The sequence below is a fragment of the Gracilibacillus salinarum genome (assembly GCF_022919575.1).
GTDB lineage: Bacteria > Bacillota > Bacilli > Bacillales > Amphibacillaceae > Gracilibacillus > Gracilibacillus salinarum.
This window is the reverse complement of sequence record NZ_CP095071.1, coordinates 3,580,859-3,597,447: the sequence shown is the minus strand read 5'-3', so window position 1 is coordinate 3,597,447 and position 16,589 is coordinate 3,580,859. Positions and strand designations below refer to the sequence as shown.

Here is a 16,589-nt window from a genome sequence, read left to right as displayed (position 1 = left end):
ACCCATAAAAGCAGGAGTACAAACCCTGAACGATTTGTACTCCTACATGTAACTTTCGATATCAAGTTATGCCTTCTACCCTTTTGTGTTGAACCGGCACTTCTTTAGCCTCACGTACAAATCTTCCTGATCCGAGCCATGCTGCTAAGGCGAATAGTAAATAAATCGCCTGAGTAGGCTGGGTTCCTTGTAGAAGAACCTGCAGTCCCATTCCTAATCCAAGAGATGGTATAACGATCAGGAATGTCCGGATGATCCGCTCAAATCCTTTTTCTAATGGGAGTGGCCAAATCCGTGAGAAGACTACGCCTAACACTACCCCGAGCCCAGACACAACAAAAAGCTGAACAAGTATAAGCGGTGTTGGAAAAGGCCAGGCCATTAAATAATGACCTGTTAGATAAAAGAGCTCTAGAAAAAAGGTTATCCCGATCACTTTTTGAAACGTTTGAATAGTAAACCATGGATGGAGAATATATAAAATCACTAATAAGCCAGCAATAGCCAGTGTCCAATCCATTTTCTTCCTCCTTTGCACCAAGTGCTAATTATTCATCCAGCTCAGGTGCACGAACATTTTCTATTAATTCCTGTATTTCTTGAGGCGGTTCTGGTGTTATACGGGATACAATAAAACTGACAATGAAGTTAAGTACCATCCCCACTACCCCAACACCTTGGGCATTAATACCAAAGAAGCTATTTAGAATTGGTTGCTCCGTTCCAAAAATCGACGGAGAGAGAATAGCACCAATCATGATCAGCGTAAAGCTTAAACCAGTAATAATACCAGCTACCGCACCTTCTTTATTCATTCGTTTATCAAAAATACCTAAGAGGATAACCGGGAACAAACTGGCCGCTCCTAAACCGAAGGCAAGTGCTACCACTTCACCGGCAAAGCCTGGCGGATTAATGCCGACATATGCCGCGACTGCCAGTGCAGCCAGCAGCGTCATCCGACCAACCAGCAACCGTTGTGATTCCGAGGCCTTTTTATTAAAAATCCGGTAATAGATATCATGCGAGACTGCACTTGTCATCGTAATTAACAACCCAGATGCCGTCGATAAGGCTGCTGCTAACCCTCCAGCTGCAACCAGTGCAATGATGAAAGGAGATAATTTCGCAACTTCAGGGGTGGACAATACGATAATGTCGCCATCAATAACAACTTCATTATCTTCCCCACCAGTAAAGTTAACCGTTCCATCACCGTTTATATCGTCTAATTGCAATAGCCCAGTTGCTTCCCATTTATTTACCCAATCTATATTCTGCACTTCTTCTAATGGTTTGTCCGCAATCGTATCGATTAAATTATATTTGGCAAACGCGCCAACAGCGGGAGCCGTTAAATATAGAAGTCCGATGAAAATAATTGCCCAAACCGCTGACCAACGCGCAGCACGTACACTTTTCACCGTATAGAAGCGTACGATTACGTGTGGAAGTCCGGCAGTCCCTGCCATCAATGCTAACGTAATCATAAACACATTCAGTAACGAGAGATCGGTAAATGGCGCCATGTATTCCGTCATGCCAAGGTCAATTTGTATCTCGCCCAGACGCTCAACAATATCACTGCTCGTTAAAGCAAGTTGAGGAATGGGATTACCTGTTAACTGAAAAGAAATCGCAAACGCCGGAATTAAAAATGCGATAATAATGACAAAATACTGAATCGCCTGTGTCCAGGTGACCCCTTTCATCCCACCAAGTAATGCAAAGAAACCAACGATTGCCATCCCAATTAAAACACCGATAACGATATCAACTTGTAAATAACGACTGAATACAATTCCGACACCACGCATCTGCCCAGAAATATACGTCAGTGAAATAAATATCGTAGCAACAGCAGCTACCGCACGTGCACCATTGGAATAGAAACGATCACCAATAAAGTCTGGCACGGTAAACTTACCGAACTTACGCAAATAAGGAGCAAGTAATAGCGCTAAGAGAACATAGCCACCAGTCCAGCCCATCAAGTAAATCGTACCGTCATACCCTAGGAATGCGACCAACCCTGCCATTGAAATAAAAGAGGCCGCTGACATCCAGTCTGCTGCAATCGCAGCACCGTTTGCTACTGTCGGCACACCTTGTCCTGCAACATAGAAGTTAGAAGTATCCTTAACCCTTGACCACCAGCCAATTCCCGTATAAATGGCAAAGGTGATCAGTACTAGAATAATAGTAATGACTTCAACGCTCATATAATCCCCTCCCTTAATTTAGCTTTTTTCTTCTTTCAGCATTTCTTTATACTGTTTATCAAGCTTATCCATTCGAATTGCATATGTTAAAATCAGAATGATAAATGCTAGAATTGCACCTTGATGAGCAATCCAAAACGACAGCGATACATTTAAAAATTGAATTTTAGAAAGCGGTTCAGCGAATAATACTCCTGCACCTAATCCAACCAGGAACCAAACAATAAGTAAGATAATAATCAGTTTGATATTTTTCTTCCAATACCATTTCTGTTTCTCGGTGAGTGTTTGACTCATTAACCTTCCCCATCCTTTCCTAATGGAATTAATGATAGAGTAAATTAGCAAACGCTTAAGACGCGGCGATATTTGAATGCTGGATACTCTAACATTTGTAATGAGTATATTCATGAATAAGACATGTCAGAACCGCGTATCTAGAAAGATGTATCTAAACGCACATTAGAATCATATTTGCCATTATCTAATAAAAGCTGTTGTATTTAATCTTCATCATGTAGAACAAAGGCGCAAGCGCCCGTTTAGAGACGTAGCGAGTGGAGCGAATCAACTGAGATAAAGGAATCACGGTGAGCTTGCGAATTGATGATGACTTATCGTAGGGTGATTTCGCGAAGTCGCCTAGTCTCTGGGCGCTGGAGCCGGACTTGGCCGTTTCTGTCAGCGAACATCATATAGCCAAAAATTTATACTTTCTTGACTTATAAGAAAAAACGGGCATAAACCACCCGGTCCTAATTGACTTATTTAATAAACAACTTCCTATAATATGGATTATGTTAACAAAGGCTGTATTGCCAAATGGTCATTTTGATATAGATTATCTGCTTAGCAAAGCTCCGGAAATAGGCTCCGCGTCCTGTGGGCACGGCTTCAGCTAATTTATGAAAGAAAATTCTTTTCTTTCATAAATGGATCTTCAGCTCGCGCTGATTCCACGGGAGTCTCCGCCTATTTCCTACGCTTGAGGGAAGTGCTACAACTTATGTAACAGCAAAAAGCAGTAGTTCTAGGCATTTTTCAATAGCTATTATATATGCATACGATCAATATGCTAGCTCTTACAAAAATTGTAGAGTCCCAATTTTAGCGTAGGCCAACCACGGAGACTCCCGCGGGATTATGCAGGCGCTGAAGATCCACTTTGTGAAGCGATCTTCTTCACAAAGTTAGCTTCAGCCGTGCCCCGCAGGACGCGGAGTGGTTGGCCGAAGCGGTATCCCAGCACATTCAATATCTCAATATGGATGCTTGGCAGCGATGGCTAGTTGACATAATCCATATTAAAGAAACTCAGCTTCATGTTCCATATGATTACTGCTGTGACTGCACTTATATACTTTCTGTAAAAAAAGCAGGCACTATCCTCTATGTTGGATGGCGCCTGCTTTCTCTATAAATCTTAAATATTTTCCTGGATTAGGCCTTCTATAATATTCTCTTTCTTGATCTTCTGTATCGAGTAAAGCATCGCAAAGCTAACAATGAGGAAAATCGCTGCAATGACGTAAATAATATTGAGCCATGGAATCATAAATCCATACGTAAAAGTACTGCGTAAAGACCAATACATCAGCGCCATAACTGCTCCACTAATAGGCAGCCCATATAACACAGCTTTCACACCATAGAATATACTTTCATAATTAATCATCTTATTGAAGCCTTTTGGTGTCATCCCAACGGATTTCAGCATGGCAAACTCTCTTTTGCGGAGTGAAATACTAGTTGAAATCGTATTGAAAATATTTGCTATAGATATCATGGAAATTAAGGCGATGAAGCCATAGGTAAAGACGGACATTAACAGAATAAGCTGCTGCTGGTTCTGTTTCTGCTGGTAGACATTATACACATACATATCTGAAGATTCATTTTCAATTGCTTTTTGCGTAGCTACCGGGTCAGAACTATTAATGTATAAATGCGCATCCACTGGATATTCCAGCTGATCAGTCATCAGTTGATCCATCGTTTTTTGCGAGATTATAACATCCAATCCACCTATTCGTGAGGTGGTTATTCCCATTGGAACCTGATCCGTTAGTGCTCCGATTTCCATTTGAGGGAGGGATGTTTCTTCATTCGACTCGTAGTTTGTGTATACTAAGTTAATTTTTTCACCAATCGTTGTGTTAATTGAATTAGCTTCAATGATTCTACCTTCTTGAAAATCTTGGTATTTTATTTTGTCAATAACAATCGCTGTCGGTTTTGTCATATCAAGAAAGTTTTCTGAATCTGCCCCTATTTTTTCAGCATACTCTTGAAAACTTGACGAATCTAAACCATACAAACTCACATTATAATCATATTTGCCATTATCTAATGGAAGCTGCTGTTCTTCCACTTCATCACGTAGTGCTTCTGGCCATGCTTCTTCTTTTATCGGTGCCGTTAGCTGCAATTGGGTTTGCAAGTTAGCTCCGGTTACACCGTCAAGATGAGTAAACGATTCTAATTCCTCCAATGTCCCACCACTTACTTGAATATCATAATTAATATCATCCAACGATAGCTCAACTGACTTACTTATATTAGCAGTAAAGAATGAGACAGATAAATATAGTACAATACTTATCACGAGTGAAAATACCGTCGCCTGGTACCTTCTTTTATTCCGCTTTAAATTTTTCAAGCCTATTTCAGCTTCCATGCCAAAGATTTTTCGTACAAGTTTTGAGGTTTTCACTGCTTTCCTTGTCAATTTGATGTCCTGGCTTTGTCGAATTGCATCAATCGCTGAAATCTTGGACGCTTTTCTTGCTGGTAAGTAGGAGGACATAAATATTGTCATAATCGAAACAACACAGGCAATCACTACCGACCATGGAGTAACAACTACCTCTAGCTTTTCCGTAACATTTAATGCCTCTTCAATAAAGGAATTGATAAACAAAAAGGTAACGGCGATACCTGCTAGTCCAGCAACAATGCCAATTGGGATACTGATTCCTCCAATAATTGCCCCTTCAAAAAACACAGAATTACGCTTTTGCTTTTTTGTGGCACCCACACTAGAAAGCATTCCTAAATGTTTTGCTCTTTCCGAAACACTAATGGCAAACGCATTATAAATCAAAGAAACGGAGCCAATAATGATAACTGCCATAATGATTGCTGCTAGTGAATATAATGTTCTTCGCAGGTTGTCATTATCTGTTACACCATAGTAACGTAGTAAATCATCATGAAATTTGACTGTTTCTATATTATTTTGGTCTGCCAGCCTTTCTGTCTTCTCGTACAAAGAACCATTCACCTTATCCATTACGACCATTGCATCTACGCTATCTTGTTGTGTTAATAATTTTCGATCCACATAGTTTATCACTGTATAGCCTGGTGACCATGCGGGTTCCCATATCGGACGCTCAATCATTCCAACAATCGTAAATGTTTCAGCTTCATCAACCTGTAATTCTTCAACTACTCCACTCTTATTTTTTTCAAGTGGATTATCCTGATCTAAAGGATCTATCCATCCTTCGACAATCCTCCTGCCAATATCAAGTGTTAGTTTCTCACCAATGTTGTATGCAACTCCAGCATCATTAATAATCTCTTCTGAAATGACGACTTCATTTGCTGCTTGAGGAAGGCGTCCGTCGCTTAATTCAATCGGAAACTGTTTAAAACCTTGCGCATTGTACTCTCGAATAAACAAGTATGGTTTGTTATTATTCTCTGATCCTTTTAATTTTGCATATCCACGATCATTTTTAATCACAAGTTTACTCGTCGATTCATCGTTCGCGATCGATTCCACCTGCTCCTTGTTCACTTCGGAATACTCGACATGCCATTCCCCTGATGTGGCAATTGTCTGCCTCTTCATTAAATCTAGAAAAGATACGCCCAATGTCGCAACAGCCATAATCATTGCGACAGATATAATGACACCAATAATTGTAATCAATGTTCTTCTTTTGTTCTTTTTTAAGTGTCTAACTGTCAATTTATTCATGATGTTCATGGGCGAATCACCTCATCCTTGGCAATTCTTCCATCTGCTATTGAAATCACCCGATCTGCTTGTAACGCAATACGCTCATCATGAGTAATCACAATTAAAGTCTGATTAAATGTTTTGTTAAACATTTTCAGCAATTCCATGATCTCCTCACTATTCTTACTATCTAAATTACCAGTAGGCTCATCTGCTAGCATAATCGCAGGATTGCCTATCAAAGCACGACCAATCGATACCCGCTGCTGCTGACCGCCCGATAGCTGATTTGGCAAATGGGACAAGCGATTATCCAAACCCAGTATCGAGACAATATCGTTAAATTGTTTTTGATCGACCTTCTGTTGATCCAAAAGTAAAGGCAATGTGATATTTTCTTCAACTGACAAAATAGGAATCAGATTATAAAACTGATAGATTAAGCCAATTTGTCTTCTTCGAAAAATGGCTAACTGTGTCTCATTCAACCTGTATATATCGGTATTATCAACAAGAACATTGCCGCTTGTTGGACGATCAACTCCACCCAGCAAGTGAAGTAAGGTTGATTTTCCCGAACCCGATGGCCCAATGATCACAATGAATTCTCCTTTTTCCACTGAGAAAGAGACATCATCCAATGCCTTCACTGCAGTTTCTCCTTTCCCATACACTTTAGATAAATTGTCTATTTGTAAAATATTCATTCGAATACCTCCATTTGTTTGATGTTACATTTAGTATATCTATCTAAAATGACTATGAAGTGACTCTAAAGTGACAATTTAGTCACCTGTCACTTTTCATACGAAAGAAGAAGTTAAATGACCTGTTTATAAAACTTGATTTGGAAGGTAGTTCCCTTACCAACTTCACTTTTTACCTCAATATCACCTTGCTGATTTGTAATAATGCTATAGGATAGAGCAAGGCCGATCCCGATGCTATCCTCTCCAGCATTTTCCCCTTTGTAAAACCGTTTAAAAATATAAGGGAGATCAGCTTTCGGAATTCCTTTACCTGTATCATTGATTATTATTTCAGTAAATAAGGCGTTTTCTGAAATAGAAATTGAAATGTTGCCACCTTCACCTGTATTTTCTACACAATTTTTCAATATGTTAATCAATGCTTCTGCAGTCCAATTAAAATCACCATCAAATTTAACAGCTTCATCTCCACTTATTTTCAAAGTCTGTTGTTTGATATCCATTGGGATTAATACAGACTCTGATGCCTTTTGCACCAATTCCTGAGCATAAATCTTATCATTTTTAAACAAAACGGTTCCTGCATCTATTTTTGAAAGTTTTAATAAAGAAGAAACAAGCCACTCTATTCTTTCCAATTGGACACGTATATTTCTGGTGAATTCTTCCCGCTTTGCTTCATTGAGGTTTGGATCGCTTAGTAAATCAGCCATTACCATCATGGAAGTTAGTGGCGTTTTTAACTGATGTGATATATCTGAAATAGCATCTGTTAACCTGATTTTCTCTTGTTGTAAATAAGTGCTGTGCTCCGACAGCATTAAGGTAACTTTATAAATATCATTTTTTAAAATACTCAACTCGCCCTCATGATTATCACGGATATCAAGTGTATAATCTCCACTTGATATTTTTCGCAAATAACCTGAAAGCTTTTCAATTTCGCGATACCGCTCTTTGGTAAAATACATTGCAACGATAACTACTAATGCCATGACAATCAATAAAAATATCGCGGCCTGGAGCGACACAAAAATAGCCATTAAAACTGTTGCACTAAAACAGATAATGGTTTGAGTCAAGACAAATTGTTGGATTTCCCGATTGCGAAGCATTCTTACTCACCAACCTTATATCCCATGCCACGCACAGTTCTAATTATCGTTGGTTTTTGCGGATTATCTTCCAGCTTTTCTCGTAAACGCTTTATATAAACCGTTAGTGTATTGTCATTAACGAAATCACCAGCCACATCCCAGATTTGCTCTAACAGCTGATTTCTTGTTAAAACTTGTCCAATATGATTGGCAAAAATCAAAAACAGACGATATTCTAATGCTGTAGCCTGAACCTCTTCACCATTTTTGTAGATCTTTCCTTCTAACGTATTAATTCGGATGTTTGCTATTTCAATAACTGTTTTAGGTTGTGACTGTATTTGCTTATTGTATCTTCTGAGAACAGACTTAATCCGTGAGATGAGCTCACGAACTCGAAACGGTTTCGTAATATAATCATCAGCTCCCATATCGAGCCCCATCACAACATTCACTTCATCATCTAGCGCCGTCAGAAATATAACCGGCTTATCGCTCCGATTTTTGACAAACTCACACAATTGATAACCACTTCCATCCGGTAGAGATAAATCAAATAAGCATAAATCAATTTCAGCTAATTTTTCCGTTAAAATGACTTTTGCTGATTTCGCATCATAACAAAGTACTGACTCATATCCATCCTTTTGCAGAGAGTATTCCAAACCCGATGCAATAGTTTTATCATCTTCAACTAATAAAATTTTCATTATGAACACCCTAACATTGGTTTAGTTACTTGACTGACTATTTTCTTTAATCATATTTTATTGAGTGCCCTGCGTCAAAACATCTTGGATTACATTTACATATATCCAACAGATGAAAGATATGGCTTGTCCTAATATCATTAATTTAGGCTATATAAAGCTGCTTGTGATAAGGATTATATAAAGTTCAACTGTATGACAATCTGTTAATGTTGTCGTACATTCAGGGCGGTATCATAATACTAAAAATATTTTAAAATTAGCCAAAGCTAACAAACAGGAATTATAAGAATCATCCGTTGATTACTTCGAAAACTCGCCTTTAAAACTGTACTTGCATACTTCATTTACACATAAAAAGAACCACTCAAAAGTTCACTGAACTGACAAGCGGTTCTTTTATTCTAAATGTGGACAAATCGTATTTTATCGCCATTTTTCACACAATCAACAAGCGGAACATACTCTTCTGAGAGCTCTCCAATTACATTCACTCTTTTATCTTTTGGATAATGCTCACGCATGATTTGTATTTCTCCTGAATATCGCTTATACGCTTCATTATCTATTGTGATGCTCCCTCTGGTTCTTTCCTTACACTGTTGTGCTTTTATCGGTTCTCCTTGAGAGGCATAGCTCCTAGATTCCTGCAGTCGCATTAAACCTCTGGGTGAGTCCACACGGATGGTATACACGTGATCGTACAAATATTCAAAATCAGCTGTAAACTGTACAGGAAGAACGATAACTCCGTTTGATCGATAGTCTTCAATCAGTTGCAGCTGTTCAGTTGAAATGCTGACATCACCGATAAACACCTGATCAACACAACTGTTCCTGATCAGGTCCAAATAAGCAACATACGGTGGTAGTCCCCGATGTCTCTCCATGGTTGGGAGACCTTCATAAATGGGCCCACGTAGTATATCATCCCCTGGAATAAATGCAACTACTTGAGTAGACCTGTTTTGCTTGATTGCTAGATTGATTGTTTCGAAAAGGGGCCAATCCAGCCCTGTTTCCGGTCTTGGATAAAAGTTATGCATGGCGTATATCTGATGACCTTCAACAATCATTGGAGCATCTGGATCAAAAGTGGATGCATTAAAGGCAATTGGCATTTGCTTTGCAACCCTCTTTATTTCTTCTTCGTCAAAACCATAATCCAGACGGAGCACCGAAACTTTCATATCTTGTGCGAATTGTAAAAGATCGGATTGAGCAAAGATTTCAAGCGTCTTCGGTGATACATCCGCTATAATAGGAAAACCATGTTGTTGCAACCAGCTACACATATTTTTTGCGTTAGTTACATAATCACCATCCAACTCTTCGGTAATATGAAAGGATGTAAAAATGAAACTGTTAGTACCCTTGAGCTTTTCTAAAATCGGTAATTGCGATGTAAAAGTAGAGACATATACAGAAAGCCCTAGTGGTTTAAGCATTTGCAACATCTTCTTTTTTGATAAATAGTCGGGTTATTACAAAACCACCAATATAAGCAATTAAAATACCGATCACATAATGAATCATTTTATCTGCCTGCATAAGAGGAACCGCTACCAAACCAGATGGACCCCAGGCATTCGCCATGACATGCATCATCATCACGTAAGCTCCACCAAAGCCAGCTCCCAAGCCTGCAGTAATAAATGGTTTCCCCAGTGGTAAAGTAACACCGTAAATCAAAGGCTCCCCAATACCAAGAATTCCAGCTGGTAAGGCACCCGCTATAATTCGCTTCATCCGTTGATTCCCTACTTTTTTGCAAATTAAATAAATAGCGATAGATGCACCGACCTGCCCTGCACCTGCCATCGCCAGTACTGGGAATAGTGAAACACCGCCGAGTACGTCTAATTGAATCGCGTAAATAGGAATTAAACCGTGATGCAAGCCTAGTAAGACCATTGGTAAAAATACTGCAGATAGAATATAACCGGAAATAATACTAACGATTGCATTGTCAGAACCAATGATGACACTCAGTCCACTAACCAGCCAATCAGAGAATATTCCAGATACAGGCATAATAATAAAGACAAAGATAGCTACTGTGATAAGCAGTGTCAGTACTGGTGTTAAGATTAAATCTAGTACATCAGGCACACGTTTACGAATCATTTTTTCTAATTTAGCTAATATAAAAACTCCCAGAATGACACCGATAATCCCGCCTTTTCCTGTGGTTAAGATCGAATTCAACGGTTCATCTGCATCATAAAGTCCGAACAATTGTGAAAGATCTACAATTGGTGAAGCAATTGAGATAGCACCAATCATCCCGCCAAGTGCTTCGGTGGCTCCGAACCGTTTCGCAGCATTTACACCTGTAAAAATAGCGAAGTACCCCAGAAACCCTGTTCCAATAAGGGAAAATAGCAATCTTGTCGCTTCCCAAAAGTCCCCTGTCAGTGTACCTTCTCCTTGTAATGTTCCAATTAAGCTGCTGAATCCATTGAAGATACCTGCCGCAATAATTGCCGGAATCATTGGAATAAAAATACCGCCAATCGTTTCCAAAGCGGATTTTATTTTTCCTTTCTTCTGCTTCTCTTTAATAGAAGCTTTATTTTCCTGCCAATCTTCTGTAACTGTTTGATTTCCTTCCGGTGGCGTCTGACTGTCTTCCTTTATATCATACCTTTCCAATAATAAATCGGTTAATTTTTTTGCCTTTCCTGGTCCAACTATAATTTGCAATGTATCAGACTGGACCACACCTAAAACTCCGTCAAGCTCTCTTAAACTTGCTTGATCAACACTAGCCTCATCCTGGATCCGAATGCGCATACGTGTCATACAGTTGGTTGCGGATTGAATATTCTTCGTGCCACCGATCAATTCAACAATTTCATCAACGAATCTCTCTTTTTCATTCGCCATAATAGCCCCTCTCCCATCTCTTTATTGAAGTGTTTTTCTAATATGCCCTTTTGACTTCTTCAACTGTTCTTTAGCTGTGGCAACATCACAATCCAATAGAATCATGGTGATGGCTAGTTTCACATTCCCTTCTCCCTCCTTTAATTTTTGCTCTGCTATTTCAATATTTACTTCTGTGGCTGCCATAATTATACGCAATGCTCTCATTTCCAGTTTTTGATTAGTAGTTTGTAAGTCAACCATTAGATTTTGATAAACTTTGCCGACTCCAACCATGGAAATAGTAGAAAGCATATTTAAAATTAGTTTCTGTGCGGTAGCTGCTTTTAATCTTGTAGAACCTGATAAGACTTCAGGACCTGTGGTTACTTCTATCGCAATATTAGCAACCTCGCCAATTTCCGAGTTTTGGTTACAAGCGATTGCAACAGTCTGTGCGCCAACTGTATTCGCATAGTTGAGCGCGCCAATCACATAAGGGGTTCGACCACTTGCTGCAAGACCTACTACAACATCCTTAGATTGCAATTGAATTTCTTTTAAGTCTTGTTCTCCCATTGATTTGCTATCTTCTGCACCCTCAACCGCTTTGATAAAGGCCTGCTCGCCCCCGGCAATTAAACCAACTACTTGACTTGGATCAGTACCAAACGTCGGTGGACACTCCACTGCGTCTAGTACACCGAGACGTCCACTCGTACCTGCGCCGATATAAATTAATCTTCCCTCTTGCTCAAAGGCTTCCGTAATCGCTCTAACAGCCTCCTCAATTTCTCCAAGATGCGGTTCAATCGCTTTTGCTACCTGCTGATCTTCATCATTCATCACCTTTAAAGCTTCCAGAACGGACATTTGATCCAAATTCATTGTTTTATTATTTTGTTTTTCTGTTGTCATTTTATCTAAGTTAATCATCTGTATGAGACTCCTTTTTTATTTGATTTTTCTCTAATATTTCAATGGATTTTTCATAATGCATATTGACGTACGCTGTGTAGAGAATATCGATCAGATTTAACTGAGATATTCTGGACGACATCGCACCACTTCGAAAAGCGTATTCATTGGCAGCAACAAAAAGCTTATGATTGGCCATCTTCGAAATGGTCGCGCTTCCATACTTAGTTATCGAAATAAGCCCAGCCTGATTTTCTTGTACGGTATTGGCGCATTGAATCATCTCTTTTGTCTCGCCGGAATAGGAAATGACAATCCCAAGATCCCTCGCTGTCATATTTTTTGCCATTAATAATTGTGTGTGCCAGTCTTCTGCAACATAGACCATTTTATTGATTCTGGTAAATTTAAGCTGGGCATCTTTAGCAACAATCAACGAAGCACCGATACCGAATAACACAAGCTTCTCACACTGATAAATGGCTTGAACACACTGATCAATAACATCATAGTCCAGCAGGCTTGCTGTTTCTTCCAGTGACAGGATGTTCTTATTGGTTACCTTATCGACGACTTCCTTCACACTATCCACTTTGGTAACATCCGTCATTTTCTCGTTTTTATAGCTTTGCCTGACCGCCTGTTCGAATAAAAGCGATTTAGAAAACTCTTTAAATCCACTAAAACTGTTTTTCTTGCAAAGCCGGATGATCGAAGCTGGTGAAGAATAGGTCCTCTCGGCTAGCTGGTAAATAGTCTGCTTCGATGCCTCTTCCGGATTGGCCAGAATATAGGAAATAATCTCTTTTTCTGTTGTACTTGCCTGTTCATAATATTCCCTTAATCGAACGGTTGCGATTTTCAATGGATCGCTCCCCCTTCTATAGTTTGATCTTAATTAAAATGAAACTTAGTGTCAATGTTATACGATATTTATGAAACATTGTACCATATATTGAAATTTATTGGGTGAAAACGTTGGCATGGATGAAACTTTTGGATAGGATATATCAATAATGTAAGGATGAGAAGAAAAACTGCCTGTAATAGTCAAGAAGATGATTCTTATGAACAAAATTTTCAATGGTCATAAGACACAGGAATCGGATTATATATCAGGGGCTTTGCTACGCATAAATATCAAAAATACCGTATGATATACAACTGCACTTTTATTTTTTCAACAATCTTAAGTAACAGTTTCTGCAAATCAACTTCAGTGAAGAATTGCGTGGTTTCTTAAATCATAAAAATAGACTACTTCCTTTCGTTAGGAAGTAGTCTTCATAAATGCACTTATCTACGGCTTAGAATATGATGTCCTTTTTGCAAAAATTGACTGCGGGAAATTCTCATGCGCTCAATTCTTTCCTCAGCTAAGCGATCTGCTGCTTTATATGTTGGGATATTGTCACGCATTGCAATGTCAATAACTTGTGAAATATTATCATAAATCGATTCAACTTTCTTTAACGCTCTTTCTCTGTTGTAACCATAAAGTTCATCGGCCACGTTAATAACGCCACCTGCATTAATTACATAATCAGGTGCATAAACAATGCCCATTTCATGAATAATGTCTCCATGTTGATTATCTTTTAATTGATTATTTGCTGCACCTGCAATTACTTTTGCTTTAAGTTGTGGAATGGTTTGATCATTTATCGTTGCTCCTAGAGCACATGGTGCATAAATATCACACTCGACTCCGTAAATATCATTTGGATCAACAGCTCTAGCATTAAATTCCTTTACAGCTCGATTAACAGCTTCTTTATTAATATCCGTTACAATTAGCTGTGCTCCTTCTTCATGAAGGTGTTGACACAAGTTATAAGCAACATTTCCCACCCCTTGAACAGCAACAACCTTTCCTGCAAGAATATCTGTGCCAAACGCTTCCTTTGCTGCAGCTTTCATTCCACGGTATACTCCATAAGCTGTTACTGGAGAAGGATTCCCTGAAGAACCAAATGCAGGCGAGATTCCAGTGACATAATCTGTTTCTTCGTGGATTATATCCATATCAGCAACCGTTGTTCCAACGTCCTCTGCCGTAATGTACCGTCCATCCAGTCCTTGAATGTAACGACCAAATGCACGGAACATTTCCTCATTTTTATCTTTATGTGGATCACCTATAATAACCGTTTTCCCTCCACCAAGGTTTAAACCAGCTACAGCATTTTTATACGTCATGCCACGTGATAAACGAAGCGCATCCTCAATCGCTTCTTCCTCTGAAGAGTATGTCCACATACGCGTTCCACCTAATGCAGGTCCTAACGTTGTATCGTGGATAGCAATAATTGCTTTTAAACCTGATTGCTTATCCTGACAAAACACCAATTGTTCGTAGTCATTATTTTCCATATACTTAAAAATTTCCATGTTGTGTATCCTCCTATGTTTACTTTCCAATGAACGAAAAACTAACTTTTATAAATAAATGTAAGTCCGTCAGCTAGTTAATATGATTGCCGCTTTTCGCCTGTTATCATTGCTCATATCTTTGCTTTCCACTTTGAATCCTCTAATTAATATGTTATTTTTCTTTCCCTATTATGAAGAAATATAATGTTGCAATTTGATGCCAATCTCTTTATTTTATCCTATTCCGGCACCCGATTCCACCATATGCTATAGGAGTACGATAAAAAATATTAAGGTGCTTTTTATTATAGGCGAACAAAAAATGGCTACCTATACTTTTGTTAAGATAAGTTACGTGCTTTTTCCAGTGCTCATAATTTTTATGTACATTATCCATTGCTAGTACCTGAATAAGCAGGATCATTAACAAGTGCAATAAAAAATAACACTTAATTATGGCAAAACTGATCGGACTAGAGAAGAAGTATCTACGAAATATGATAACCAATAATCCTCAAAGTAAGCAACTAGCATTCAATGTTACGACATGCAAAGTCAGAACATTAGAATTAAAATATGTTAATATAGATTACTAACAAACAAAAAGAGGGTTTTATAATGAAACTATTATTTTCTTGTAATCACAAAGGAAGCGCAGATTTTAATGAAGATGTGGTGGATCACCATCAGAATACAGCTTGGGTAATTGATGGAGCAACACCACTTTTTTTCAACCAGTATTTATCAGAAGAAAACGATGTAGTATGGCTTGTGCAACAAATAAATGAACAATTACCACGATTTATCACAGACGAAAAATCCTTAGAAGAAATTCTGATCACGGTATTAGATCAGATAAGTCAGATTGCGTTAGAAATAAACCCAGCGTTAAAGCAAATCCATCATTATGAATTACCCACTTTTACGATAGCTATGGTAAGGTTTATTGATCAGAAATTAGAATATTACGTGTTAGGTGACAGTGGTATATTACTAGAGACGACGGAAAAGTCAGTATACATAACAGATAGACGACTTGATACTTTTGCGGAAAAACACCAAGACAAATCACAGACAATAAGAAAACATTTAAATACAAGAGATGGTTATTGGATAGGGTCGTTAGATGCAAAGGGCATTTCTCATGGTCTGGCAGGGGAATATAATAAGAAGGACATAACGAACGTATTATGTTTTACCGACGGATATTCCAGGCTGTTTGAATTGTATAAAAAGATGGATGTTACACAGATGCAGTTTAATGAAACATTTATCAAAGACACTGTTTCTATGATACGCAATATAGAAGAAGAGGACTGTGATTGTTTAGTGTATAAACGTTCTAAGAAGAGTGATGATCTAAGTGTTATCTTATTGGAGAATGAACGTTGATTTTGTTTTTTAAAAATATGTAATTCGTTATCCAGACCGTTATCACTTATTCTTGTATAAAAAAAATAGAAGCTTTTTAGAAGTATACTGTACCTAGGTAGAACATGAAGATTACGTGGAACGCATAACTGTCTGTTGAAAAAAATGCTGTTACTTCTATAATCATTAGAAAAGATGAAGAAGTGTCCATCATTAGACACCTTTTTATGAGTTAGGTTGATTATAGAAGTGAGATCACTATTAACTTTAGAAACTGCATTAGCTAACATTGCCCGACACCATAACTGAATAGTCTAGCATCATTAAACCCTTGGGTGATAGGAATAAAA

General features: G+C 38.4%; 13 protein-coding genes. 1 reads left to right on the top strand and 12 read right to left on the bottom strand.

The window, feature by feature from the left end; genetic code table 11:
* Positions 1 to 61: 61 nt before the first annotated feature.
* The 12 genes from MUN87_RS16870 to bcd form a co-directional block, all read right to left on the bottom strand.
* Positions 62 to 520, bottom strand: coding sequence for a hypothetical protein (locus MUN87_RS16870; protein ID WP_244741961.1), 459 nt, complete (start codon positions 518 to 520; stop codon positions 62 to 64).
* A gap of 28 nt (positions 521 to 548) precedes the next feature.
* The gene (locus tag MUN87_RS16865) at positions 549 to 2,222 is read right to left on the bottom strand and encodes a sodium:solute symporter family protein (RefSeq protein ID WP_244741960.1); all 1,674 of its coding nucleotides are present in this window, start codon (positions 2,220 to 2,222) and stop codon (positions 549 to 551) included.
* 18 nt (positions 2,223 to 2,240) lie between these two features.
* A complete protein-coding gene (locus MUN87_RS16860; RefSeq protein ID WP_244741958.1) occupies positions 2,241 to 2,519 on the bottom strand; it encodes a DUF4212 domain-containing protein in 279 nt (92 codons plus the stop codon).
* 1,126 nt (positions 2,520 to 3,645) lie between these two features.
* Positions 3,646 to 6,219, bottom strand: a complete 2,574-nt coding sequence (locus MUN87_RS16855; protein WP_244741955.1) for an ABC transporter permease — start codon at positions 6,217 to 6,219, stop codon at positions 3,646 to 3,648.
* On the bottom strand, positions 6,216 to 6,899 hold the full coding sequence (locus MUN87_RS16850) for an ABC transporter ATP-binding protein (protein WP_244741953.1): 684 nt from the start codon (positions 6,897 to 6,899) through the stop codon (positions 6,216 to 6,218). The genes MUN87_RS16855 and MUN87_RS16850 overlap by 4 nt, the downstream gene beginning before the upstream one ends.
* 113 nt (positions 6,900 to 7,012) lie before the next feature.
* Positions 7,013 to 8,017 (bottom strand): sensor histidine kinase, encoded by a 1,005-nt coding sequence (locus MUN87_RS16845; protein ID WP_244741950.1) that lies wholly within the window; start codon positions 8,015 to 8,017, stop codon positions 7,013 to 7,015.
* A gap of 2 nt (positions 8,018 to 8,019) precedes the next feature.
* On the bottom strand, positions 8,020 to 8,709 hold the full coding sequence (locus MUN87_RS16840) for a response regulator transcription factor (RefSeq protein ID WP_244741948.1): 690 nt from the start codon (positions 8,707 to 8,709) through the stop codon (positions 8,020 to 8,022).
* A 404-nt stretch (positions 8,710 to 9,113) separates the two neighbouring features.
* Positions 9,114 to 10,157 (bottom strand): MupG family TIM beta-alpha barrel fold protein, encoded by a 1,044-nt coding sequence (locus tag MUN87_RS16835; RefSeq protein WP_244741946.1) that lies wholly within the window; start codon positions 10,155 to 10,157, stop codon positions 9,114 to 9,116.
* A complete protein-coding gene (locus MUN87_RS16830) occupies positions 10,150 to 11,598 on the bottom strand; it encodes a PTS transporter subunit EIIC (RefSeq protein ID WP_244741943.1) in 1,449 nt (482 codons plus the stop codon). The genes MUN87_RS16835 and MUN87_RS16830 overlap by 8 nt, the downstream gene beginning before the upstream one ends.
* A gap of 21 nt (positions 11,599 to 11,619) precedes the next feature.
* Entirely contained in the window at positions 11,620 to 12,513 is an 894-nt protein-coding gene (murQ, locus tag MUN87_RS16825) for an N-acetylmuramic acid 6-phosphate etherase (RefSeq protein ID WP_244741940.1), read from the bottom strand.
* Positions 12,506 to 13,360, bottom strand: a complete 855-nt coding sequence (locus MUN87_RS16820) for a MurR/RpiR family transcriptional regulator (RefSeq protein WP_244741938.1) — start codon at positions 13,358 to 13,360, stop codon at positions 12,506 to 12,508. Before MUN87_RS16820 ends, murQ begins: the two co-directional genes overlap by 8 nt.
* 431 nt (positions 13,361 to 13,791) lie before the next feature.
* A complete protein-coding gene (bcd, locus tag MUN87_RS16815; RefSeq protein ID WP_244741935.1) occupies positions 13,792 to 14,886 on the bottom strand; it encodes a Leu/Phe/Val dehydrogenase in 1,095 nt (364 codons plus the stop codon).
* Positions 14,887 to 15,486: 600 nt separating this feature from the next.
* Between bcd and MUN87_RS16810 the strand changes: the two genes are divergently transcribed.
* Entirely contained in the window at positions 15,487 to 16,260 is a 774-nt protein-coding gene (locus MUN87_RS16810) for a protein phosphatase 2C domain-containing protein (RefSeq protein ID WP_244741933.1), read from the top strand.
* The last annotated feature ends 329 nt before the right edge of the window (positions 16,261 to 16,589 follow it).